Source organism: Nocardia alni (assembly GCF_019038435.1).
Classification (GTDB): domain Bacteria; phylum Actinomycetota; class Actinomycetes; order Mycobacteriales; family Mycobacteriaceae; genus Nocardia; species Nocardia alni.
This window is the reverse complement of sequence record NZ_JAGPOX010000010.1, coordinates 1-24,701: the sequence shown is the minus strand read 5'-3', so window position 1 is coordinate 24,701 and position 24,701 is coordinate 1. Positions and strand designations below refer to the sequence as shown.

Below are 24,701 nucleotides of genomic sequence, written 5' to 3'. Positions count from 1 at the left end.
GCCGCCGAACCGGGTATACACATCGGCCGCACCACGGTTTCAGGCTTCGTCAACCGGACGCAGCTGCGGCGCAGCAACATTCCAGCATCGTTGCGTGGTGAGAGTTGGCCGGGTCGGATCGAGTGCCCGCGAGGAGTCGTTCGAATGGAGCTGACAGGGCATCATAGGCACTATTTGTCACAGACCGGTATAGCCGCGACGCCCCACTGAATCGTCTACCGGCACCGCCGAATTGGACAGCAGCAAACCCCATCTCGTGCGAAGCTGTAGTCCCCGGGAAGTGGAGCCGGGGATCTATCACACCATTCGAAAGGTTCGGAGAATCATGACAACTCCCGACGACCGGGCGACGAACAGCGCCGACGACGCCGCGGCCGAGGAGAATGCAACAGCTATCAACGCTGGGGTGGCGGTGGCCGAGCGCCCGACGGCCACCGTGGACGAGGTAGAAGCGCCTGCGACGGCTGGCGATCTGATGGCCGAAAGTACAGCGCCGCACGCCGATTCGGCAGTCGTAGCCGACAGTGCGACGAAGGAGACGACGGTGGCGTCCACCGAAGGTGAGCAGCCGCGCGGGTGGCTGGGCTCGCTGCGGTCCGGCGCCGCGCGATTGCTGGGCGTGTCCCAGGGGGATGCTACATCCGCCGGGCAAGCCGCGTCGGCCGACGCCGTGAGCGAAGCAGAAGACACCGCCGAAGACGAAGCGCCGCACGATGAGTCGACAGTAGAAACTGAGGGTTCGGACAGCACCGTGGTCGATACCCCGACCGCCGCCGAGGATACGGCTACCGAACTCGCCCCGAGCGAGGACGCGGCGACAGCAGCCAACGACGCCGCAATCGCCGAGATGGACACCGATCAGCCCGAAGCCGGAGACGAGGTGGACACCGACACCGCAGTGCCCGCCGAGGACACTGTAGCCCAGACGCCCGCCGACGAGGATCGAACCGAAACCCCTGAGACGGAATCGGTTACAGACCTCGGAACCGAAGCGGAACCTGCAACCGAAGAAACAACGATCATCGAAGACGCGGCCCACGCAGAGCCCGACACCGCCGTCGAGGAAGCGTCCCCCGACAGCGAAGCACACGCCGAAGCCGAGGCACCCACTCACGAGGATCAAGCCGAAACCGCTGAGACGGAATCGGTTACAAACCCCGAGGCCGAAGCAACCGAAACTCAGGAAACGACCGAGCAACTGACAACCGACGACAATGTAGCAGACTCCGGGGTAGCAGTGTCCGTTGAAAGCCCCGACGACGTCGAGACAACCGAAGGTGCGCAGGCAACCGAGCCGGAGGCCGACACCGAGGTAGCGACCGAGGCCGTCCACGACGAGGCAGAAACCACCGAGACGGAACCGACCGCTGAGGCCGAGGCTTCCGAAGCCCAGGAAACGGCCGAGGACCAGACCGCGGCCGACACCGAGGCAGCGGAACCAGTCACCGAAGAAACAACGGCCGCCGCCGGTGAACTCGCACCCGACGAGGCGGCGACCGAGGTGAGCGAAACCCCCACCGAGGACACCGAAGTCGAGGCAGCAACCGACGAGACGCAAGCCGAATCGGCCGCCGAAGCAGGCCCCGAAGCGGCCGAGATTCAGGAGGCGGCCGAGGATCAGACATCTGCCGACACCGTGGCAGCAGAACCGGCGGTCGCCGAAGAAGCAACCCCCGTCGACGGTGCAGAGGATCTCACACCCGCAGCCGAAGACGCGGCAACCGAGGCACCCGCCGAGGACACTGCCACCGACGGTGATGTGGAGGTTGCCGACGAAGCGAGTCAATCCGAAACCACCGACAGTCCGGAGACTGCCGAGGATCAGGCTGCGACTGACGCCGAGGCGCCGGCCGACGAACTGACGACGGCCATCACCGATGCCGAGCCCGCAACCGTCGACGACGCGGTAGCCGAGGAAACCGTCTCCCCCACCGAGGACGCCGCGACCGAGACAGCCGACACCACAGGAACTGACGACGAGGGCCACACCGAAATCCCGGAGTCGGAGCCGGTGACAGAGACTGCCGAGGGTGCGAACGACATCGCGACCGTCACCGACGCAGCAGCCGAGGAAACCGAATCCCCCGAGGACACTACGGCCGAGACTGCTACAACCGAAGCCGACAGCGAACCCCAGTCCGAGGGCAGTCCGGAGATCACCGAGGCGCAGGCTGCAACCGAGGCGGCCGACGCCGAACAGGCGACGTCCGTCGATGGCGTAGAGGGTGAGGGGCCAGCACCCGTCGCCGACGCGGTAGCCGAGGAAACCGTCTCCCCCACCGAGGACGTCGCGACCGAGACAGCCGACACTGCAGGATCTGACGACGAGGGCCGCATCGAAGCCCCCGACTCGGAGCCGGTGGCGGAGACTGTCCAGGAGGCCGCCAAGGATGCGGACGACGTTGCGCTCGCACCCGCCGCCGACGCGGTAACCGAAGAAACCGAGTCTCCTGCCGAGGACACGTCGGCGGAAACTGGCGAAGCAGCCGACGAAGGCGAGCCCGAGGCTGAGGTAGAGCCGACGGCCGAAGCGGAACCCCAGGCCGACGAAAGTCGGGAAGCGGCCGAGGAAGACACCGAGGCGGCCACCGCCGAAGACGCAGCGGCCGTTGATGATCAGCAAGACGCCGAGCCCACAGCCGTTGTCGCAGAAGCGAGCGAGTCACCCACCGAAGCCATCTCCGCTGAAGCCACGGAAACCGAGGACGACGGCCAAGCCGAAGCCCTCGCATCGGAGCCGGTGACGGAGGCAGCCCAGGAGGCTGTCGCCGACGTCGCGCCCGAGGCGGTCGACGAGGATGCCGAATCGCCCGTCGAAGAGTCCGCGACCGAGGTAGGCGCAACAGAGACGGCGGACAGCGAAGGCGAGCCCACGGCAGAGCTGACGGCTGACGCCGAGCCGGAGACGGCCGAGAGTCAGGAGACGGCCGAGGCAGAAACTGCCGCCGAAGCCGACCCGACAACAACGGAAGACGCAGTAGCCGTTGACGATCAGCAAGACGCCGAGCCCGACGCTGCTGCCGAAACAGTGGCCGAGGTTGCCGAACCGCTCACCGACGACACCGCGACGGAGGCAAGCGAACCGCTCACCGAAGTCACCGTGTCCGAGGCAAACGACACCGATGACCAGGCCGAGACTGCCGAGGCAGAACCGGCAGCCGAGACGGCCGAAACGGAGTCACCCGAACCGGTTGCCGAGGACACAACGGCCGCTGACGAAGCCGAACCGGCCGAGTCCGACGAGGTTGCCCAGTCCGCCGAATCGCCCACCAACGCAGCCGATGACGAAGGCCAGACCGATACCCTCGCGTCCGACCGCGTGGTCAGCGAAGCGGAGCAGGTGGTCGCTGACGAAGCAGCCAAGGTCGAATCCGAGGCGGCGGCCCAAGCCAGCGAGCCGGTGGCCGAGGACGCCGTGACCACCGAGGATCAAGCCGAGACCCCCGAAGCGGCCGAAAGCGAAGAGGCAGCCGCGCCGACCACTGACGAGGAAGCAGCAACATCCACTGACGAGCAGGAGAACGCCGCACCAGAAGCTACGGCCGAGGAGGTAACCGAGGCATCGCCTTCCGAAGACGCCTCAACCGAGGAAGCCGATGCCCAGACGACCGAGGCTGAGCCTACGGCTGACGCCGAGCCGGAAGTCGCCGAAAATCAAGAGACAGCCGTGGAGGAGACCCCCGCCGACGCCGAGGCAACCGAAGCGACTATCCCCGAAGACGCAGCGGCCGTTGACGATCAGCAAGACACCGAGCCCGACACTGCTGCCGAGACGGTAGCCGAGGCCAGCGAGCCGCTGACCGAAGACACCGAGACCGAAGCAGGCGACACCGAAGAGCAAGCCGAATCCCCCGCACCCGAACTGGCCGAAGTCCAGGAGCCTGCCGAGGAAGAGGCGACAACCGACGCCAAGGCAACCGAGCCCACGATCACCGAAGACACAGCGGCCGCGGAGGAGGAGACCCCCGCCGAAACCGAGGCAACCGCATCGATCACCCCCGAAGACGCAGCGGCCGTTGACGATCAGCAAGACACCGAGCCCGACGCTAACGCCGAAACGGTAGCCGAGACCAGCGAGCCGCTGGCCGAAGACACCGAGACCGAAGCAGGCGACGCTGAGGACCAGGCCGAAACCTCCGAGGTGCAACCAGCAGCCGAAGTCGCCGAAAGTCAGGAGACAGCCCGCGAAGAGACCTCCACCGAAACCGAGGAAGCCGAGCCGACAACCACCGAAGACGAAGCGGCCGTTGATGGTCAGCAAGACACCGCGTCCGACGCTACTGCCGAAAAGGTAGCCGAGGCGACCGAACCGCTGACCGAAGACACCGTGACCGAGACAGCCGAGTCACCGGCGGAGGTTGCCGACGGCCAAGACGAGGCCCTTGCAACAACAGCCGAGCCCGAAAGTCAGGAAGTGGCCGAGACCGAGGCAACCGAACTGACCGCCGAGCACGCGTCAGCCGCGGACGAGGAAGAACCGGCCGAATCCGAAGCTATCGCCGACGAGGTGGCCGAGCCGGCCGAATCCCTCACCGCCGCAGCCGATGACGAAGGCCAACCTGAGGCCCCCGGATCGGACCAAGTGGTCAGCGAAGCGGAACAGGTGGTTGCCGCGGAAGCGGCCAAGGTCGAATCCGAGGCCGGGTCAGCGGACGAGGCAGAGCCGGTGAACACCGCAGATGCCGAGACCGAGCCCTCGGCCGAGGCGCCCGAGATCGCCGAATCCGATGTCCCCGAATCGGAGCCGGTGGCAGCCCAGGAGACCGTCGAGGACCCCGAGCCCGTAGCCGACACGGTAGCCGAGCAAGACGCGGTAGCCGAGCCGGCCGGATCCCCGGTCGCGGACACCGTGGCCGACGAAAGCGATGCCGAGGCATCGCACGTCCCGGAGGCTGCCGCCGTGGCGGTGGCCGCAGGTGCCGCGGCAGCAACCGGCCTTGGTATCGCAGCAGCGACCCGCGCCGACGCCTCACCGGCTCCAAGCCCCGAGACGGCGGCCGTTGCTACAGCCGAGAAAACAGCCGAGTCCGAAGCCCCCGCGTCGGAGCCGGTGGCGGAGACAGCCGACAACGTCGAGCCCGAAACCGTCGCCGACACAGCGGCCGTGACCGACTCACCGGTCGAGAACACCGTGGCCGATGGCAGCGATGCCGAGGCACCGGACGCCGACGCAGACGCGGTGGCAGCCACCGACAATGCAGCGGCAACCGATACCGCAAACGCCGAGTCGCTCATCAGTAAGCAGGAACGAATCATCGCGAAACTCGCCCGCCGAGTGTCGGTCCTGGAAAACATCGTCAAAGCGCAGGAGGCCCAGAACAACTCCCTCGCGGACCTCGTCGCAACCTACAAGAACGAGTTGACCAGCCTCGCTGGAGATCTCATGGATCTCTGACCCACCACGAATACCGGCAAGAGGCCGCACGCCACAAAGCGTGCGGCCTCTTCCCCTCTCAGAGCTACCCCCAGTGTCACGACACAGTACCGTTGCGGCGCTGCCTTCTGACAGGTCAGCCTAGTTGGGCTCCTTCGGCGAAGTCCGTGGTGCGTGAGAGGTCGGCCCATTTCTCGATTTCGGCGTCGACGGCCGCTCGACCTGTTCGTACCAGTCGCAGGGCGTCGGAGCCGAGCAGCAGATGCGTCGGCGGGTCCGCGGCTTCGATCACCGAAAGTATCGCGGCGGCCGCCTTTTCCGGATCTCCGAGCTGGTTGCCGTCAGCGGCGCGGCGGTGTGCGCGCACCGGATCCATCAGCTCGTCGTAGTCCGGGATCGCGCGTTCGGTGCGGACCATGGATCGGCCCGCCCAGTCGGTGCGGAACGAGCCGGGCGCGACGGCGGTGACGTGGATGCCGAAGCCGGCGACCTCCTTGCCGAGTGTTTCCAGAATGCCTTCCAGTGCGTATTTGCTGCCGTGGTAGTAGGCCAGTCCGGGCACGGTCATGAGCCCGCCCATGGAGGTGATGCCCAGGATGTGGCCCGAGCGTCGGGCCCGCATGTGCGGCAGCACCGCCTGGATGGTGGCCACCGCACCGAAGACGTTGACCGCGAACTGGTTTCGCAGTTCGTTCAACGGTGATTCCTCGAATGCCCCTTCCTGGCCGTATCCGGCGTTGGCGATGACGACATCGATGGGACTCAGGGAGGATTCGATGTCGTTCACCGCGGCCAGGACGGCCTCGTCGTCGGTGACATCGAGGATGCGCGCGATGGCACGGCCGGGATGCAGTGCCCGGAACTTCTCGGCGTCGGCTGCTCGCCGAACCGTGCCCACCACGACGTGACCGTCCCCGATGGCCTTACGTGCGATTGCCTGCCCTAATCCGGAGCTCACACCGGTGATCAGAAACGTCTTGCCGTTGGCTAGCTCAGTCATGCCACCTAATCTACACACAGTCGATGAAAATCGACACTGTGTAGAATTTAGTCTTCATCGGGTAGGCTGACGTCCATGCCCGAGCGCGCAACCATCCGTGGCCGCCGCCGCACCACACCCACCAAGGGGGACCAGCGCGAGCGAGCCATCCTCGACGCCGCCGAGGAACAGCTGGACACGATCGGATTCGACCGGATGACGATCGAGACGATCACCAAGGCGGTGGGCATCGCCCGGGGAGCGTTCTACTTCTACTTCGCCTCCAAGAACGCGGTCCTGGCCGCACTGGTAGAACGCACCGTGGCCACGCTGCGCACGCGGATCGCCGCCGCCGACGCCTCCGGTGAACCTGCCCCCGCCCTGCGGCGCAGCATCGACCAGACCCGCGACATGTGGCGCGACCACGGCAGCGTCATGCGCGCGGCCGTCGAGCTCGCTCCCACCGTCGCGGCCATCGATGAGAACTGGCATTCGGCCGTCGCCGCCATCCGCGATATCACCACAGCCATCGCCGAACGCGCCGGACTTCCCGACGGCGACGGCCCCACCGGCGCGCACGCGGTGACGACCGCACTCGTGTGGATGACAGAACGCGCGTTCTATCAGGCATCGAAGACCGGCCGCTCACTCGACGACACCGCAGCGACCCTCACTCATCTTTGGCTCAACGCCCTGAGTCTGGCACCGGACCCCCGGCCACAGACCAAGTCCGGTTGACCGCCCGGCCGTCAACCTCCGCCGGAGGCGTACTGCCATGCCGCGTCGCGTATCCGGACAGGGTCCGTCCGGTACCTCGCCAGAGAGTATCCACTGCGGAGTCGCTTCATTGCCCGTGTTTCGCCTCGTAGCGCAGCAGGACCGTGCCGCCCGGGAACGTGCGATTCTCCAACAGTCGCAGCGATATCCATGACGGCAGTGTCGGGAAGAACCGGGTGCCGCCACCCACGGCGGTGGGCGTGACCACGATTCGGTACTCGTCCACCAGTCCGGCCTGCACGATCGGTGCGGCGAGCGTCGCGCCGGCCACCTCCAGCGTGCCGTCGGTTTCGGCTTTCAGTTTCCGCACCACCTCGACCGGGTCGCCGCGTTCCAGGCGGGAGTTCCAGTCGACCGACTCCAGGGTGCGTGAGAACACGACCTTGGGCATGTCGCGCCAGATGCGGGCGAAATCGACGATCATAGGGGTGGCGTCCGGATCCTTGTCAGCGGTCGGCCAGTACGCGGACATCAGGTCGTAGAGCCGCCGCCCGTAGAACGACAGGGCGGTCTCCCGCTCGAAGTCGTTCCAGTACTGGTGGAGCTCTTCGCTCGGATCGGACCAGTCGATGTTGCCTTGCGCGTCGGCGATGTACCCGTCCACCGACACATTGAAGCCATAGATGAGTTTTCCCATGGAGATCAGACTGCACCGGAGGGCAAAACTCATCGCGATTGCCTTCTCGAACACGGCTCCGGCCCGAACGAGGGCGACCTGCCGCCGGCACATCACATTTCAACCGTGCACTACTTTGCCGATTTCAGGATGTTCGAGATCGGCGAGTTTGCGTTCCAATACCACCCGTTCACGTTCATTGCCGCAAATCCGGATGGCGTTCGTCAGTTCGGTGCGCGCCTCGTCGAGGCGCCCCAGCCGGGTGAGCAGTTCCCCCCGAACGCTCGGCAGCAGATGCGAGTTCGACAGGGCGCCAGCAGCCATCAGCGCGTCCACGATCGGCAGCGCGGCGGCGGGTCCCTGGGCCATCGACACCGCCGCCGCTCGATTGAGGTCGACCACCGGTGATGGCGCGAGCCGGCTCAGCGCCTCGTAGAGGACCACGATGCGCTGCCAGTCGGTCGCCTCGACCGACGGTGCGAGAGCATGGCATTCGGCGATCGCCGCCTGCAGCCCGTAGGCGCCCAAACCTCGACCGCGTTGTGCCGCACGGACCAGAGCCGCACGCCCGCGACCGATCGCGGCGCGGTCCCAGCGGCGGCGGTCCTGATGTTCCAGCAGCACCGGCTCGCCGTCGGGCCGCACCCGCGCGGGGAAACGTGCCGCGGTCAGCTCGAGCAGCGCCAACAGCCCCTGCACCTCGCCCTCGTTCGGCATCAGCCGGGCCAGCATCCGAGCCAGGCGCTGCGCCTCGCTCGCGAGGTCGAGCCGGATCAACTCCCCACCGGAACTGGCCGAGGACCCCTCGGTGAAAATCAGATAGACAACGCTGAGTACCGAGCCCAGGCGCGCGGTCCGCTCGCCGGACGGCGGTACCTCGAACGGCACCCGGGCCGCGGCCAGGGTCTTCTTCGCCCGCGTGATCCGGGCCTGCACCGTCGCGGTCGGCACGAGAAACGCTTTCGCGATCTCGTCGCTGGTCAGGCCGCCGACCACCCGCAGGGTGAGCGCCACGCGCGCTTCCCGCGACACCACGGGATGGCAGGAGATGAACATCAACGCCAGCACATCGTCATCGATCAGATCCGGATCCCACAGCATGTCCCCGGTATCCGGTGCCGGTGGCCCACCCGCGAGGACGTCGCCCTCGCTCAGGGTGTGAGCGAGGGCGGCGTACTTCTCGTCGCGCACCGAGCGCCGGCGAAACGCGTCGATCGCGCGCCGCCGGCCGACGGTCAGCAACCATCCCGCTGGATTGCGGGGCGTGCCGTCCCGGGGCCATGCGACGAGCGCCTCGGCCAGCGCCTCCTGGGCGAGATCCTCCGCCAGCGCGAAATCGCCGGTATAGCGGGCCAGCGCACCGACGATCCGCGAGGACTCGATCCGCCAGACCGCGGCGACGGCCTCACGACCGGTGCGATCAGCCATCACCCGCCGACCCGCTCAGAGCTGACCGGTGGCCTCGCGCCACGCGCGCTCCTTCTGAATCCACACGTTGTCCTGCGGGAATTCGTCGATGGTCGTGACCCGGCGGATCTCGGTCTTGAAGCCCGGGCCGGTGATCGGCGAACGCTTGGCCCACTCGACCGCCTCCTGTTTCGACGCCACATTGAGAATATAGAACCCGCCGAACAACTCCTTGGTCTCACCGTACGGCCCGTCGGTGACCACGGGAGTCTCGGAAGAGAAGTCGACCACCACACCGTCGGCGGCCTCGTCGAGTCCCTCCGCGGCGATCAGCACACCGGCCCGGATCATCTCGTCGTTGTACTTGCCGATGGTCTCGAGCATCTGCTCGAAGTCGGTGTTCACCATCCCAGCGAATGCCTCGTCGGTGGCGCGCATGATCAGCATGTACTTCATGTGTCGGTCTCCCTTGTCTGCCGGGCCCCATTCGGACCCTCTCACCACTAGGTCGAACCGGAAACATCGTAGATCGACACGATCCGGTCGATTTTTTCCCGAGACTTCAACGCGAGTACGCGCTCATGCCGGGTGGTGCGCGGTTGTCGGCCGGGGTTACTTCTGACTCATAGGTGGCGACAGCACGGATATTCGAACTCGGGGTGCAGACGATCGCACTGGATGAGCCGAGTTCCCCGAGTACGGCTACCGCGGCGAGAGTGATCGCCGACTACCTGATGTCTCATCGGCGCCGGGTTGACGATCCATTTTTTTCCACAGCTGTGAACTGGTGGTTCGACGGGCGGCTGACGGTGGTTTGGAAAACAAGACTGTTTGTTCACCGCCTATCCCGGCATCCTGGCACAGCCATCTGAGACAGGAGACGCTGATGACGACTGCATCGCAGGCCGACAAGCCGTTGCACCTGGGCGGGAACAACGCGCCGGTCGCCGAGGAAGTGACTGTGGAACCCACTGACGTGACCGGGCAGATCCCGCCCGAGCTGGAGGGGGTATTCATGCGCAACGGACCCAATCCGCGCACCGGGTGGTCACCGCACTACTTCGCCGGCGATGGCATGGTTCATGCGATCGCACTGTCGGGCGGACGCGCTCGCTGGTACCGAAATCGCTACGTGCGCACACCGCTGTACGCCAATCCTGGTCGATCACGCGCCGAACTCGCCTTCGATCCCACCACCGCCACGATGGACTACCGGGTCACCACCGCCAACACCCACCTGCTCGCGCACGCAGGCCGGCTGCTGGCCCTCGAGGAAGGCGGCTTTCCCTACCAGCTCACTCCCGAACTGGACACTGTAGGACCGTTCACTTTCGATGGCGCGCTCGCGACCCCGATGACCGCGCACCCCAAGGTCTGCCCCGCGACCGGGGAGTTGCTGTTCTTCGGGTCGCGGCTACGACCGCCGTATCTGACGTATTACCGGGCTTCCCCGTCCGGGAAGATACTCCAGACACAGATCATCGAGATCCCCTGCGCGACAATGATGCACGATTTCGCAATCACCGAACGCCACGTGGTATTCATGGATCTGCCAGTGGTATTCGACCCAGTAGCGGAGGGCGGCCCGGGGTGGCGGTGGGACGATACGCATGAGGCACGCTTCGGGGTGATGGCCCGCACCGGCGGGCCCGTCCGCTGGTTCGAGGTGCAGCCCTGCTTCGTCTGGCATACCCTCAACGCCTTCGAAACCGGCGGTGTCCTCACTCTCACCGGCGCCCGGGTGCCGAGCCTGTGGCGTGGCGGCAGCGCCGACATCAGCGGCGGGCTACCGCGCCTGCACCGGTGGCAGCTGAACCTCACCCACGGCACAGTCGCCGAAGACCAACTCGACGACGCGGATGTGGAATATCCTCGAGTCGCCGACGCCGTGATCGGGCGCGCGCATCACTTCGGGTACGCGGCCAGTTTCTCCCTCGACGTCCACCCATCGCACTCCCGCATCTACCGCTACGACTTCACCGGCGGCCTCACCCGCCACACCCACCGCCTACCCGACGGCCACACCTGTGGCGAGGCGGTCTTCGTCCCCCGCCGCACCGCCGCTGAAAACGACGGATACTTGCTCACCTTCGCCCACGACCGCGCCTGCGGGACCGGTTACCTGCTGATCCTCCACGCCGACGACCTCGCCGCCGCACCGGTCGCGAAAATCCACCTGCCCGTGCGGGTTCCCACCGGATTCCACGGCGCCTGGATACCTACGTCCCTGAAATAGCCGAGTGGTCCTTCGTCACAGGTTGATGGTGCCAGTGTTGTCGCCGCGAATGTTGACCTGTTTCGCATTGTCGTAGGCGTTTGCGACGAACGCCTCGATAGCCCGGTCCCGCCGCGCGGTCACCACCAACAGCTCGACCTCACGGGCGAAATCCGGGTCCGATCGGGCGGCCGACGTCACCAGCTCGGCCACGGCCGCCTGGCTCTCCGGAGTCGGATTCTCGGCCGAAGTGCCCAGCGCCGCAGGGTCTTCGACCCTATGGCCGAGTTTCACGGCAATCACCTCCCGAAGACGACCGATCGCTCGCCAGCTGCTCGACCCGGCATCCTTCGCGAACCCCTCACCGAACTTCGATGCCAACAGCGCTGCCGCAGCAACCCCTAACGTCACCGGATCCACCATACCCACCCGTCCCTTCCGGACTATGCCACCGATAATCCCAGTCTCGGTGAGTGGAAGAGCGGAGTCTAGTGTGCGGAGTTCCAGGCTTTGTGCACGAACTCCAGGCGGTTTCCATCCAGGTCGGCGACGTTGGCAGCGTAATAACCGGGGCGAATGTAGGCATGATCGATCATTTGGAGTTCTCCTGCCACCGGCAATGAAGCAGTCCGACAATGGAATTCATGGATGCAGGGGCGATCGTCGGGGCTTGACGGCACGGCGGGTGACGCGCCACCCTGCGTCAGATCGTTCGAGGCGATCATCGAATGTGACGCTGCGGACGGTCCCTTCGACCGTGACGCCGATCCCCTTCGACAGGCAGTGCACCACGTCATCGGCGATCTCATCCAGAACGATGTTGGTGACGTGGTGGCCTACCGGGTTCCTCTCGCCGAGTGTCAGCACCCATTCGCGCACGCCCTCCAGCCCGTTGATTACGCCGCCACCGAAGTCGCTCACGTCGTATGCGACGTCAGCGGCGAAGATCTCGTGCAGGCGATCGAGTTGGCCGGTGTCGATCAGATGGCCGTGCTGATTGATGAGACGGGTTATGGCCTCGCGGTCCTCAGCGTTCATCAGCTCACTTCTCAGGTGACCGAACCTGTCGCCCGATCATACGGCGGCGATTCCTTCGGGGTTCAAGCAACCGACCTTGGGGGCGGCGAGACTCGAGCGGCTGGGGCGTGGGCGTGGATGAGATCGGCCAGGCTGACGCGTTCCAGCCGCTGCCGATGCTGTTGTCGTGCATCGCGTCCGGCCGGGGCGACGCCGAATGCACCCTCCCTGTGCGACATCCGCTGTCCGTGAGGTCGGCACTTACTTCGAAAAGTCTTCGGCATTCAGGTACATGACGAGGTCGCGGGGCAGGCCATGTGTGTCGTACAGATACCGGTAGTCATCCTCGGACAGGGATCGGCGGAACCTATTGCGGGACAACATCTGTCGCCCTCGTTGCAGCAGCCGGCCGAATCTGCGTTCTTCATCGAGCAGGGTGGTGCGCACGTCGTGTGGGTGACGCTCTTGCCGAAAGTGCTCGAGGGTGTGTTCTATCGGTTCGATCGGCAGGTCGGACAGAGTGCGGGTCGGATCGTCACGCCATAGCGTCGTCAATGTGCGACGGATCAAGCGGCGCAGCACATGTCCGCGGCCGGATGTCGAGGGCACGATCCCGTCGCCGAGAACGACGATGCTGGATCGCATGTGATCGGACAGCAGCCGTGTGGACGATTCGTCCAGGGATCCCCAGAGTCGCGGCAGCGTGGTCGACCAGGGCTGGAAAAGGTCGATTTCGAAGACGGACTGCTTGTCCTGCAGAATCCGCACCAGTCGCTCCAGACCCAGGCCGGTGTCGACGCCGGGCCGGGTCAGTGGCTCGAGGCTGCCGTCCGAGTGCCGGACGTAACGCATCATGACGTGATTCCACACCTCCACCCAGCGGTCGTCGATCGTCGGCGTGCCCCGCGGTGAGTCGAGCCCGGTCCAGACGAAGATCTCCGAATCGGGGCCGCAGAGTCCGGTAGGACCATTCGACCACCAGTTCTCGTGCACGGTCGGCTCGACCGGCACACCCAGCTCATCCCATGTGTCCCACGACTCGTGGTCGGGGCCGACGTGTTCATCTCCGCCGAAAACGGTGACGTGCAGCCGCTCTCGGTCTATGCCGAACCCGTCGCACAGCAGCTCGTGACCCCACCGCAGACTCTGCGGGCCCTCGTAGTCGCCGAGCGACCAGGAGCCGAGCATCTCGAAGACGGTCAGGTGGGTGTCGTCACCGACCTCGTCCAGGTCGGTCGTGCGCAGACACCGCTGAAGGTTGGTCAACCGGCGGCCCAGTGGATGCGGACGACCCGCCAGATAGGGAGTCAACGGATGCATGCCGGAGGTGGTGAACAGCACCGGATCGCCTGGCGGGGGAACCAGCGATTCGCCCGGCGTGAGTTCATGGCCGCGCTCGCGGAAGAATTCGAGGAAGGTGCGAATGGTTTGCTCTGTGGTGATCACGGTTGCTCCGTAGAGGTGAGATCGACCGGAAGCGACCGCACGTGGCAACTGTGGCTGGCAAACCGACACCGGCGGACCGTTTCCAGTCGCGCCGACGAGGGTCAGGCGGCAGCGACCGGCGAGCCGTGAGCTCGCCCGGCCGCGACAGCGGTTCGTGAGTAGACCTCCATGAACCTCACGGTAGCAACGGCACCCGTGAAAGCACGACCGATTATCCGGGCAACAGCACGGGGTGCCAGCAAGCACCAGCTGCACTACAGCATTAGACGCATCACTGGACCGAATGCAGTGTCGTCCAGAACAGCAGTTCGTAGTGTTGCAGCAGTCGGCCGTACCGCTGTGCCAGGTCCTCGTTCACGCTTCCCGCATCCAAGCCCTCTTGGACCGCCGCCGCCGCTTTCCGCTCCAGTTCCGACGATGGTTCTGCGAAGAAGTCGAAGAAGGCGCAGTCGTCGGCCTCGAAGCCGTAGTGGGTACGCAGGGCCACACTGATGGTTGCGCAATAACCGCCCCAAGCCGAGAAATTGGCGGTGATCGCCAGGACCGCGTTTGCCGGTGCCGCGTTCAGGGCGAGCCAGGAGATGTAGGCCGGATATGCCTGACATCCCGCCAGCGGGTCATAGGCCCGGGCTCGTTCCTCGTCGACGCCGCAGGCCGTCGCGAACGATGCCAACCGCTGCCCCGCCAGCGTCTCCCCCTCGGCGAGCATCTCGAAGAACCCGGCGGCGGCCGAGTTCCCCGACCGTTGTGCCAGGTGCGCAAACGCGCGGCGGTCCGCCGGGATCACCCACTGCTGTTCCAGGGCAAGCGCCGCGAGGATCTCGCGGGCGGCCGCACCCCGGGCGATCAGCGGTACGAACGGGTTGGCCCGCGGGTCCGGGGCCAACCGTGCCGTGGTCGATTCCAGCAGTTCCGTGGCCGTACGCGACATCGGGTCCTCCCTCGCTGCGAATGCTCCTGGACCGACCCTGCCACGGGTCGGTGGGACACGGTAGTCCGACACGGGATCGCTGATCGGGAGTACCGTGCGGGCCGCCGCGGTTGTTCACCAGGGCAGCGGCTCGGCGAAATTCGGTGCGCGACGCCCGATTTGGGCGATGAGCGCTTCGACGAGATCCGGCCCGAAGAAGCTCATCGCCTCGAAACCGATCGAGGCTTCGAAGGCGGGCGTCGCGGTCCGCAGCCAGTGGTTGAGTGAGCGTTTGGTCCAACGCAGGGCGTGCTGTGGACCCATTGCCATGCGTTGCGCGATGTCGAGTGCGGTATCCAGCACGTCGCCCGGCGCAACCGCGAGGCTCACCAGACCGATGCGCTCGGCCACCTCGCCGGTGAGCTCCTCGGAGGCGAGCAGGTACAGCTTGGCCTTGGCCAGACCGCACAGCAGCGGCCAGATCAGCACCGAGTGATCACCTGCGGCGATGCCCTGCAGGAGATGCCCGTCGATCAGGCGCGCCTGCGTCGATGCGACACTGATGTCCGCGAGCAGGCCGGTCGCGAGCCCCGATCCCATCGCCTCGCCGTTGATCGCGGAGACGATCGGCTTGTCGCAGTTGACGATGCCGTGCGCGTTGAGCAGGCCCTCCCGGATGAGATTGACGGTGTTGTCGTAGTCGCCGGGGTTCTCGAGCATCTCGTCGATGCCGTCGGTGCCTTCGACCGTCCAGAATTTGTCTCCCTGGCCCGTGATGACGGCGACACGTAGCGCTGGGTCGTCGGCGAAATCGCGCCAGATATAACTGATTTCGGTGTGGCGGCGAGCGAGGGTGGGAGCCGGGTATCCGTCGGGTTCGGCGATCGTGATGAGCAGGATCCCGTTGTCTCGGCGCTCGAGTGTGAGCGTCCGGTACTTGCCCCAGTCGATGGTGGGGCGCAGGTCGTCGATGGGCATGACTGGCCTTCTCTGAGATGGGTGTCGTGTGTCAGTTGCGGCTGTGCTCGTGCGGTAACCAGATCGCCTCGGCGCGGATGTGGGCCTCCGGGGTGAAGTAGTCGCCGGTCTCGAGGTCCTGTAGCAGCGTTGCGTGTTCCGGCGTCCAACCGAGGAGTGCTCGGGTGTGTTCGCTGGAGACGGGTACGTCGAGGGAGAAGAAGCGTGCCAGGAATGGGTTTCCGAGATGCGCTTCGGCCTGTTCGAGGGTCAGCGAGGCGGTGGGGATGTCGAATGCCCGCGCGATCCGGTCCGCGACGCTCTTGATCGTGACAGCGCTCTCACCGACGCCGTGCAGCACGCTTCCGGCGGGAGCTTTCTCCAATGCCAACCGGAACAGGACCGCGGCGTCGGCGCGGTGGACCGCGGGCCACCGATTGGCGCCGTCACCGATGTAGGCCGAGACGCCCGCCCTGCGCGCGGCCGCGACGAGGGCCGGAATGAACCCGTAGTCGCCGGGGCCGTGCACGGTCGGCGCGAGTCGCACGACGCTGGATCGGACACCCCGATCGGCAAAACCCAGACATGCCTGTTCGCCCGGAATACGAAAGGCCGCAACCGAATCGAGGTCCGGCGCGTCCTGCTCGGCGCTGACCCGCCCGGCCCGCGTCACCAACGTGCCCGACGTGCTGACGAACGGCTTACCGGACCCGGCCAGCGCCTGACCGAGCGCCTCGATCGCGGCGCAGTCGCGGCGGATCAGGTCGTCCGGATCGGCGTAGTCGCCGCCGTAGGCCATGTGCAGGACGCCATCGGCGGCTCGCGCGCCACTGCGCAGGCTGTCGAGATCGTCCAGGGAGCCGCGATGCGGTGTGGCGCCCAGCGACTCCAGCCGGGCGGCGGCGGCATCCGAACGAGCCAGGCCAGTCACGGTATGACCGGCCGCGACGAGCTCGGCGACGACGGTAGGGCCGGTCTGACCGGAACCCCCGGTGACGAAGACATGCATGGAACACTCCCTTTAACGCCATTTACTGGTACTAAGTAGCGCCAGTCACTGACTCTACACGTAACGCCAGCGACTGACGCAACGCGACGCCAGTCACTGACACATTGCGGTAGGCTCGGCGCATGCCACGGAGCGGAGCGGAAGCGCGTCGCCGCCTTCGAGAGGCGGCCCTGGAGCTGTATCGGGAACGAGGGTTCGACCAGACCACGACCGCGGAGATCGCCGCCCGCGCCGGGGTCAACGAGCGCACTTTCTTCCGGCACTTCCCCGACAAACGCGAGGTGCTCTTCGACGGCGAGGCCGAGCTACGCGACGCACTGATACAGACGGTGGCCGAAGCGCCCGAGGATCTGGAACCGTTCGAGATCCTGTTGTGCGCCTTCCGGAAATCCGCCCGGAATCTGGAGAGCAACCGCCCGTACTCCGACCCGCGATGGAAGGTCATCGCGGCGACCCCGGCACTGCGCGAACGCGAGCTGGCCAAGCACGCGCTGCTCACCGACGCCGTGGCGGAGGCGTTGCGACACCGCGGTGTCGGCAATGGATTGGCCGACCTCGCCGCCCGAACCGGCTGGGCCGCTTATCAACACGCGGTCGAAGCCTGGCAAGACGATCCCGCGCAAAGCCTGGACGAGCATCTCTCCCGAGCCTTCGACGATCTACGCAGCCTTTCCGCCCCCGTCGTGCGGGCGAATCCCGGAGGCTGACACGACAACTCGTCTACCCACGAACCGACCCTGGAGGCGATCAATCATGAGACCGTGTGCCAAGGCGAGAGAAGCGGAATTCAGCCCGCCACCCGGCGACGGATGCGGAACTCACGATCGCGGGCCAGATGCGTGAGCATGAGGGTGCGGGCGCGCTCGGGGTTGCGGGCGGTGATGGCGGCCAAGATCTCGTCGTGTTCGGCGCGGCGGTCGTCTACGGTCGGGTCGGTCGCGGGCGCTTCCGGGTGCCAGGGGGCGGCCAGTTTGGCCTGGGCGTCCAGGGTGTGCAGCAAGCCGGCGATGGTGACGTTGTGGGCGGATCGTCGCACCGCGTCGTGCCAGAGGTTGAGGTAGCGCCGGATCTCCGAAGGGTCCTGCTCCCGCTGGGTTCGCTGGGAGATTTCTTGCAGTGCGAGCAGATCGGCCGTGGTGCGGCGTTCGGCGGCAGCTGCCGCCGCGGCCGAATCGAGGATCGCCCGAGCCTCGAAGATCTCCAGTATCTCCTCCTCGGAGCGCGTGTGCGGTACGAAGCCGCGGGTGGTGCCGCGAACCAGCCCGTCGCGTTCCAGCAGTCCCAGAGCCTCGCGCACGGGGGTTCGTGACACGGCGAATTCGATACTCAGCGCGGCGGGGACCAGCGCGGCGTCATGATCGTATTCGCCCATGATGAGGCGGCGCCGGAGGGTTTCGTAGACGTGGTCGCGGGCGCTCACCTGCCGGTCCTGGTGCTACTGTCGGGCGAACGGCTCGCCGGTGCACCATTTTTCGACGGGTTCCGCCCGGTCGTGAGCGGCAACTCCGGGTCCGCGCGCCACTGCGCCAGCGATCCGTCGTAGACACCGACATCGGTGATGCCGATCTCGTGCAGGGCCAGCGCCAGCCCCGCCGCGTTGATGGCGCCGCCGCAGTAGAGCACGCTGCCGCTCGCGACCGGGAGACCGAGCGCCGCGGCCGCCACACGAGTTCCGTTGCGGGAGTGCAGACCCTCCGAATCCAGTGTGGCGGAGAACGGAAGGTTGATCGAGCCGGGAATATGACCGGACCGGGGCCGAGCGGGATCACCCTGAAATTCCTCGGCCCGCAGGGCGCAGACCAGTGGCCGAAGCGGATCCGGTTGGGCCGACAGTGTTTTCACCGTATCGAGGTCGACAAAAAACTCCGGGCGTTCCACCGGGGTGAAGGCGCCGGTCGCCCCGGGTACATCGCCGGGCCCGGATTCCAGCGGCAATCCGGCCCGTTGCCAAGCGTCGAGACCACCGTCCAGGACGAAGACCCGATCGAAGCCGAAAGACCTCAGCACCCACCAGATCCGCGCAGCCCACGCTCCGGTCAGCCGGTCATAGACGACCACCGTCGAGTCGTCATCGATCCCCGTCTCGGCCGCCGCCCGGCGGATACCGTCGGCGCTGGGCCGAGTGAACGGCAGCGGCGACTCCGGGTCGGAGAAGACGGTGAACAGATCGGCGAAGCGAGCGCCGGGAAGATGGGTGCGCTCGAAATCCGTCCGGCCGGCCGCGAACGGCGGCTCCGATCCGGTCCCGCGGCGAATGCTGGCGTCCAGCAGAACAACTCGATCCAGGTTCAGCTTCAGCCAGGTGACGCTCACCAGCGCCGATCCGGTCGGACTCATCGCGTCGCCGCCTTCTGCGCGGTCGACGCGGCCCGCGCTCGCCACTCACCTCGGGCGGGCCGGGGAAGGCCGAGATTGTCGCGAAGTGTGTCACCCCGATAGCCGTCCCGAACCAGGCCCCGGCGGCGTAGCTCCGGCGCCACGGCGACGGCGAATTCCTCGAAAGCCGTTGGCACATGGGTGGCCTGGATCATGAAACCGTCGGCGGCTCCGGCATCGAGCCAGCGTTCCATGGTGTCGGCGATATCGGTCGCCGATCCCACCATGTCGCCTTCGGTGCGCGCGCCGTACCAGCGGCCGATCTGTCGAATGGTGAGCCGCTCTCGCTCGGCGAACTCCACGATCTCCCGATAGTGCCCCTCCACGCCGACCTCGGCCAGCGGCGGCAGCGGTCCGTCGAGGTCGTAACGGGTGAGATCGACGTTCACGTGGTACGCCATCCGGGACAGTCCGGCCTCGGGGGTCACCAGATCGACGAAAGCCTCGTGTTTGGCCCGCGCCTCGCCGCGATCACGGCCGACGACCGTCGTCGCGGCGGGCAGGACCTTGACGTGTTCGGGATCGCGCCCACGCGCGGCGACCCGGCGTTTGATATCGCGATAGAAATCCACTGCGGAGTCCAGAGATTCATGGCTGCAGAAGATCACATCGGCCCAGCGGGCGGCGAAGTCGCGACCGGACGGTGAGGCCCCGGCCTGAATGATGACCGGATACCCTTGCGGCGGACGGGGAACGCCGAGCGGCCCGGCCACCGAGAAGTACGGGCCGCGATGATCGAGAGCCTCGACCCGATCGGGCCGGCCGAACACGCCGGACGCCTTGTCCCGGATCAGCGCGTCGTCCGACCAGCTGTCCCACAGCCTGGTGGTGACCTCCAGGAACTCCTCGGCACGCTCGTAGCGGGCGTCACGACCCGGCAGCCGATCCTGGCCGAAATTCCTCGCCTCGGCGTCCTGGAAGCTGGTGACCACGTTCCAGCCGATCCGGCCGGCGGTGAGGTGGTCCAGGGTCGCGAAGGTGCGGGCCAGGTTGTAGGGCTCCTGATATCCGGTGGAGGATGTCGCCGCGAGCCCGAGATGGGTTGTGGCCGCGGCCATTATCGTGATCACCGGGATCGGATCGAGCCGGGGTGTTCCGGTCCCCCACTGCACAGCGGGATCGAAGGAGTCGCCGAGACTGCGCGGCACCGCGAGGGAGTCCGGGACGAACGCGAAGTCGAAACCGGCCTGTTCGAGTACCCGGGCGGTATGCGCGTAGTGCGAGGCGGTCAGGAATCCGTCCGCGGCCTGTGGGTGCCGCCAGCCGACGGTGCCCTGCGGTCCGGCGTTGAGAAACGCTGCCAGATGCATGGCGCCTTACTCCGTGCCTTCGGCCAACGCGTACAGCTCGTCGACCAGCGCGACCGCGAACGAGCCGCTGCCGCCGGTGGGCCCGAGCCGTTGCGCGGCGGCCTCGGCCGCCCGGGCGAACGCGGCGTGGGCCGTGATCGCGGCCAGCAGCGGATCCTCGATCACCGCCGCGGCGCCCGCGCTCAGTGCGCCGAGGCTGCATCCCGCGCCGGTGACCCTGGTCAACCGCGGGTCGCCGCCGGGGACCGCGACGGTGCGAACGCCGTCGGAGATGTAGTCGGTCGGGCCGCTCACCGCGACGACCGCGCCGGTGTCGCGGGCCAGCGCGCTGACGTATTCGACGGCCTGGCCGGAATCGGCGGTGGTCTCGACCCCTTTGCCGGTGACGTCGCCGCCGGCCAGCGCGATCAGTTCGCTGGCGTTGCCGCGGATGATCGTCGGCCGGAAAGTGAGCAGGTAACGCACGATCTCGTCGTAGCCCGGGGCGCCCGCGCCGAACGCGACCGGATCGAGTACCCAGGGTGTGCCGGCCGCCTGCGCTGTCCCGGCCACCGTGCGCAACGTCGAGGCCTCGTTGCTCATCACCGCCGCGGTGTTGATCCACACGCCGTCGGCGCCCGCCGGAAAGGAGTTCGGCCAGTCCACTCCCGCACCGATCGCCGGTCCGGCACCCACCGCCAGCAGCACGTTCGCGTTGAGGTTGGCGGCGATGTAATTCGTCAGTCCGTAGACGAACGGGCCCTTCGCCCCGATGCTGCGGAACGCCGCGCGAACCTGCGCATCGTCGAACGTGATCTGGTCCATATCGTCTCCTCGGTCATTGCCTGCATATAACTGCATACAGTTGGATGCGGAGCCCGGACGAGGGTTGCGATCGGCTTGATCGAAAGGACCGGCGGGCAGGGACGGACCGCGTGTTTTTCGCCGCGTTCACAGGCGACTGAAGGATCTTGATCACCCTATCGCCAGTTTCGACGCCGCCCGCCGGTTGCGCAGACCGGCCCAGACCAGCACGCCCAGCGTCGCCAAATATGGTGCGGCATCGGAGAATTGCATGGGTAGGCCGACGGTTTGCAGGCGGAATCCTACGGCCTCGGCATAGGCGTAGACGATCAACGCCAGGAGCAGGACGCGCAACCGGCCGTTGCTGAGCAGCAGCACCAGCACGATGACCCAGCCGCGGCCCGCCGACATGTTCTCGGTGAACAGAGCCACCGATCCCAGCGACAATTCGGCCCCCGCCAGGCCGCCGAATATCCCGGCGACCAGCAGTGCCGCGAACCGGTAGCGGTCCGGCCGCACGCCCAGCGACGCGGCGGCGGCGCTGTCGGTCCCGACTCCACGCAACCGCATGCCCGCGATGGTGTGTCGCAAGAAACCGTGTACCGCGGGGACCGCGACCACGGCCAGGCATCCCAGCGGGCTCAGCGCCGCTACGGCAGGCCCGATCCAGGGCAGTGTGTTCCCGGCGAACCAGTGCGGCAGCCGGGCCAGATCCGGGCGCTGGAAGGTGCCGCGCACATGGAACAGCGCTTGCAGCAGAAAGGTCGTCAACCCCGACACCACGATATTCAGCGCGGTCCCCAGCACCAGCGGATCACCGCGCCGCCAAATCGACCCGGCCGCAAGGACAAACGCGACCAGCGTCCCGGCCGCCCCCGCCGCGACAACCCCGACCGCGGCACTACCCGACCACGCACTGCCCGCCACCGCCGCGAAACATCCGGCGAGCAGCACCCCCTCCAGCGCGACGTTGAACACCCCGGCCCGCTGGCAGATCAGCCCGCCCAGACCGAGCAGCACCAAGGGAACCAGACTGCGCACGATGGCAGCCAGAATCGCGGGCGAGATCACGAGATCGAGTGCACTCACGACCGAACCTCCCCGACGCTCCGCTCCGGCGCACAAGACGCGTACCGTCGCCGCGCCCTCCACTCACGGTCGCAGGGCAGCGCTACTCGGATCCGGCCTACGCCGCGCAGACGGCTCACTCGGGTTGCGGCCGAACCGCATTCGACTTCCGCCGCGCCGATACTCGGCTCCATCGTGTGCGGGACGCGCTGTACCGCTGGTGTTCTCCACTCACCGACGCATCTCGCCGGTCTACAGATTCGGCCTGTGCCACGCAGATGATTCGCTCCCGGGCTCACGCAGAAGATGATCTCGATGCTTTCGTTCATGCCTCCACCTCGCTGGCCCTCTGCTCGGGTGCGGGCTCGACCGTGTGATCGATCGACTGTTCTCGGGTATGCTTGCGGCGCAACGTCACTCGCAGCGTCAACCGCATAGAGACCAGAAATACGACCAGTGCCTGCACCACGGTCGAAACGTAGGACGACAAGCCATAATCGCGCTCCACCTCTTCACCCCCGACTCCGATCGCGGTGAACAGAAAGCCGATCCACACCACGGCAAGTGGGCTGCTGCGTGCCAGCATCACCACCAGCAGCGCGGTGATCGGATATCCCGTACCGTCCAGCGCGCCGTCGATCAGCCGGAAGTGCGAGCCCAGCACCACCAGCGCGCCCATCACCCCGGCGATCGCTCCGCCGGTGGACAGTGCGAGCACGATCGCGCGGCCGGTGCGGATGCCGACCCCGGCGGCCATGCGCGGATTGAGCCCGATCAGGCCGGTCTCGAAACCCAGCGGCGTGCGCGTCTCGAGCAGCAGCACGACCACGAAGATCACCGCCACCACCAGCAGTGACCAATTCAGCCCGGCGCCGAGCTGCGTGAGCACGTGATACCGGCCGAATACCGATTCCAGCAACCGGCCGGGCGCCGAATGCTCCGGCGCGAGCGCCGGAATCCGTCGGTCCGCCGCGATGAGCCGGGACGCCTCCCGGTCGGACGCCGGATCCTTCAGCCACGCCGTGATCAGATACGACGTGAACGACAGCACGGGATAGTTCAGCAGCAGCGACGTCGCGAACACCGGCGCGGACAACCCGGTGAACAACACCGCGGGCACCGCCGCGAGCAGCGCACCCGCCACCATCGCCGCGACGAGAGCCAGCGTCACGACCATCCACCCCGGCCCCGGACAGTACAGGGCCACCACGGTCCCCGCGAGGCCGCCGACAACGAATTGCCCACTCGCGCCCAGATTGAACTGCCCCGCCCGGAACGCGAACGACAAACCCAACGCCAACCCGACCACCACAACGGTCTCCTGCACCGTGGTGACCAGCCCCGGCCCGACCAGCGAGCCCTGAATCATGCTGCCGTACACCGTGATCGGGTTGTAACCGGCCAGCGCGAACAGGGCGCCGGTCAGCACGACGGTCACCACCACGGCCACGAGACGGTCCGCCACATCCGCTCGCGACCTCGCCAGCGCCCGCGAACCTTTCGCCGCGACGATCCCCGCCGCACCACGCCAACGCTCAGGCCCACCGCCTCCGGAGTCGCCCTGTCGCACCCTGATCACAGCGCGACCTCGCCGAGACTCGGCTCCGCCGCCACCACCGATGCCGTGCCAACAGTCCTCTCACGGCACTCAGCCTCGAATGGGTTTCTTCGCCACGCGCGCCAACCCGCCACCTCGCAGGCGCTCGGCCAAGGCCATCGATAGCCACCGCGTCCGCGTCCACCACGGCCAGATGTACCTTGCGTATCGGTTCCCCCACAGCGTTCACTCATACCGGCTCCGGTGTGACTGTGATTCCGGCCATCAGCGCGCCGATATGCTCCGGATCTGCTTCGGCGGTGGCGAATTCGCCCGCGATATGCCCGTCGGTGAGTACGACGATTCGGTCGCTGAGGGCCAGGAGTTCGCTCAGTTCGCTCGAGATCAGGAGGACCGATCCGCCGGACGCGCGGTATTCGTCGAGCTGTTCGTAGACGAATTCGATCGCGCCCAGGTCGATTCCGCGAGTGGGCTGTTCGGCCAGCAGGAACGGGGATCGGTGTGCCAGTTCTCGTGCGACCACCAGCTTCTGTACGTTGCCGCCGGACAGGCCGCGCACCGGCGCCGCGGGGTCGGCGACCCGGATTCCGAAGCGCTGGATGAGATCTCGCGCGTGGGCGCGCATCGCCGATGGCCGCAACCGCAGGCGGCCGCCAAGGGGCGCACGCCGATGGGAACCCGCGACGAGGTTGGCGGTCGCCGTCCCGTCCAGCGCCACGCCCGCACCGTTACGATCCTCGGGAATATGGGTCAGACCCTGGGCGCGGCGACGCGCGTTGTCCCAGGCGGTGACGTCCGTCCCGCCCAACGTGACGGTGCCACTGGCCAAGGGACGGTGTCCTGCCACAACCGCGGCCAACGTCTCCTGACCGTTGCCCGCCACCCCCGCCACACCGACG

General features: G+C 66.9%; 21 protein-coding genes. 4 read left to right on the top strand and 17 right to left on the bottom strand.

Annotated features, from left to right (window positions below; translation table 11 throughout):
- The first annotated feature begins 325 nt into the window (after positions 1-325).
- Positions 326-5,395 carry a midas domain-containing protein gene (locus tag JZ791_RS06220; protein WP_216893209.1) on the top strand — a complete coding sequence of 1,690 codons (5,070 nt, stop codon included), beginning with the start codon at positions 326-328 and terminating at the stop codon, positions 5,393-5,395.
- Between the two features lie 115 nt (positions 5,396-5,510).
- Here JZ791_RS06220 and JZ791_RS06215 read toward each other — a convergent pair whose 3' ends face one another.
- Positions 5,511-6,374 carry an oxidoreductase gene (locus tag JZ791_RS06215; RefSeq protein WP_216893208.1) on the bottom strand — a complete coding sequence of 288 codons (864 nt, stop codon included), beginning with the start codon at positions 6,372-6,374 and terminating at the stop codon, positions 5,511-5,513.
- 75 nt (positions 6,375-6,449) lie between these two features.
- Here JZ791_RS06215 and JZ791_RS06210 point away from each other — a divergent pair, with 75 nt between their 5' ends.
- On the top strand, positions 6,450-7,091 hold the full coding sequence (locus JZ791_RS06210) for a TetR/AcrR family transcriptional regulator (RefSeq protein WP_216893207.1): 642 nt from the start codon (positions 6,450-6,452) through the stop codon (positions 7,089-7,091).
- A gap of 106 nt (positions 7,092-7,197) precedes the next feature.
- On the opposite strand, the gene JZ791_RS06205 is transcribed toward JZ791_RS06210, so the two are convergent.
- From JZ791_RS06205 to JZ791_RS06195, 3 genes are all read right to left on the bottom strand, one after another.
- Positions 7,198-7,767, bottom strand: a complete 570-nt coding sequence (locus JZ791_RS06205) for a dihydrofolate reductase family protein (protein ID WP_216893206.1) — start codon at positions 7,765-7,767, stop codon at positions 7,198-7,200.
- Between the two features lie 99 nt (positions 7,768-7,866).
- Positions 7,867-9,174 (bottom strand): RNA polymerase sigma factor, encoded by a 1,308-nt coding sequence (locus JZ791_RS06200; protein WP_216893205.1) that lies wholly within the window; start codon positions 9,172-9,174, stop codon positions 7,867-7,869.
- Positions 9,175-9,189: 15 nt separating this feature from the next.
- Complete coding sequence (locus JZ791_RS06195) at positions 9,190-9,609, bottom strand: YciI family protein (protein ID WP_216893204.1); 420 nt, start codon at positions 9,607-9,609, stop codon at positions 9,190-9,192.
- Between the two features lie 430 nt (positions 9,610-10,039).
- Here JZ791_RS06195 and JZ791_RS06190 point away from each other — a divergent pair, with 430 nt between their 5' ends.
- Positions 10,040-11,389, top strand: a complete 1,350-nt coding sequence (locus JZ791_RS06190) for a carotenoid oxygenase family protein (RefSeq protein WP_216893203.1) — start codon at positions 10,040-10,042, stop codon at positions 11,387-11,389.
- A 15-nt stretch (positions 11,390-11,404) separates the two neighbouring features.
- Here the strand turns inward: JZ791_RS06190 and JZ791_RS06185 are convergent, their stop codons facing one another.
- The 6 genes from JZ791_RS06185 to JZ791_RS06160 all read right to left on the bottom strand — a co-directional run bounded on the left by JZ791_RS06185 (position 11,405) and on the right by JZ791_RS06160 (position 16,707).
- Entirely contained in the window at positions 11,405-11,791 is a 387-nt protein-coding gene (locus JZ791_RS06185) for a hypothetical protein (RefSeq protein ID WP_216893202.1), read from the bottom strand.
- A 219-nt stretch (positions 11,792-12,010) separates the two neighbouring features.
- Positions 12,011-12,406 carry a nuclear transport factor 2 family protein gene (locus tag JZ791_RS06180; RefSeq protein ID WP_216893201.1) on the bottom strand — a complete coding sequence of 132 codons (396 nt, stop codon included), beginning with the start codon at positions 12,404-12,406 and terminating at the stop codon, positions 12,011-12,013.
- A 240-nt stretch (positions 12,407-12,646) separates the two neighbouring features.
- Positions 12,647-13,831, bottom strand: coding sequence for an alanine--tRNA ligase-related protein (locus tag JZ791_RS06175; RefSeq protein ID WP_216893200.1), 1,185 nt, complete (start codon positions 13,829-13,831; stop codon positions 12,647-12,649).
- Positions 13,832-14,102: 271 nt separating this feature from the next.
- Positions 14,103-14,762 (bottom strand): thiaminase II/PqqC family protein, encoded by a 660-nt coding sequence (locus JZ791_RS06170; RefSeq protein WP_216893199.1) that lies wholly within the window; start codon positions 14,760-14,762, stop codon positions 14,103-14,105.
- 114 nt (positions 14,763-14,876) lie between these two features.
- Entirely contained in the window at positions 14,877-15,719 is an 843-nt protein-coding gene (locus JZ791_RS06165; RefSeq protein ID WP_216893198.1) for an enoyl-CoA hydratase/isomerase family protein, read from the bottom strand.
- Positions 15,720-15,750: 31 nt separating this feature from the next.
- On the bottom strand, positions 15,751-16,707 hold the full coding sequence (locus JZ791_RS06160; RefSeq protein ID WP_216893197.1) for an SDR family oxidoreductase: 957 nt from the start codon (positions 16,705-16,707) through the stop codon (positions 15,751-15,753).
- A gap of 122 nt (positions 16,708-16,829) precedes the next feature.
- On the opposite strand from JZ791_RS06160, the gene JZ791_RS06155 reads away from it, so the two are divergent.
- A complete protein-coding gene (locus JZ791_RS06155; RefSeq protein ID WP_216893196.1) occupies positions 16,830-17,414 on the top strand; it encodes a TetR/AcrR family transcriptional regulator in 585 nt (194 codons plus the stop codon).
- 80 nt (positions 17,415-17,494) lie between these two features.
- Here JZ791_RS06155 and JZ791_RS06150 read toward each other — a convergent pair whose 3' ends face one another.
- The 7 genes from JZ791_RS06150 to JZ791_RS06120 all read right to left on the bottom strand — a co-directional run.
- A complete protein-coding gene (locus JZ791_RS06150; RefSeq protein ID WP_308162799.1) occupies positions 17,495-18,127 on the bottom strand; it encodes a GntR family transcriptional regulator in 633 nt (210 codons plus the stop codon).
- Positions 18,124-19,044 (bottom strand): sulfurtransferase, encoded by a 921-nt coding sequence (locus JZ791_RS06145; protein ID WP_216893195.1) that lies wholly within the window; start codon positions 19,042-19,044, stop codon positions 18,124-18,126. Before JZ791_RS06145 ends, JZ791_RS06150 begins: the two co-directional genes overlap by 4 nt.
- The gene (locus tag JZ791_RS06140) at positions 19,041-20,393 is read right to left on the bottom strand and encodes an LLM class flavin-dependent oxidoreductase (RefSeq protein WP_216893194.1); all 1,353 of its coding nucleotides are present in this window, start codon (positions 20,391-20,393) and stop codon (positions 19,041-19,043) included. Before JZ791_RS06140 ends, JZ791_RS06145 begins: the two co-directional genes overlap by 4 nt.
- Positions 20,394-20,399: 6 nt before the next feature.
- Positions 20,400-21,197, bottom strand: a complete 798-nt coding sequence (gene thiM, locus JZ791_RS06135) for a hydroxyethylthiazole kinase (protein ID WP_216893193.1) — start codon at positions 21,195-21,197, stop codon at positions 20,400-20,402.
- 150 nt (positions 21,198-21,347) lie between these two features.
- Entirely contained in the window at positions 21,348-22,265 is a 918-nt protein-coding gene (locus JZ791_RS06130; protein ID WP_216893192.1) for an ABC transporter permease, read from the bottom strand.
- Between the two features lie 304 nt (positions 22,266-22,569).
- Positions 22,570-23,709 (bottom strand): ABC transporter permease, encoded by a 1,140-nt coding sequence (locus JZ791_RS06125; RefSeq protein ID WP_216893191.1) that lies wholly within the window; start codon positions 23,707-23,709, stop codon positions 22,570-22,572.
- A gap of 322 nt (positions 23,710-24,031) precedes the next feature.
- Positions 24,032-24,701, bottom strand: a 670-nt coding sequence (locus tag JZ791_RS06120; protein WP_216893190.1) for an ATP-binding cassette domain-containing protein, incomplete at its 5' end; no start/stop codon positions are given.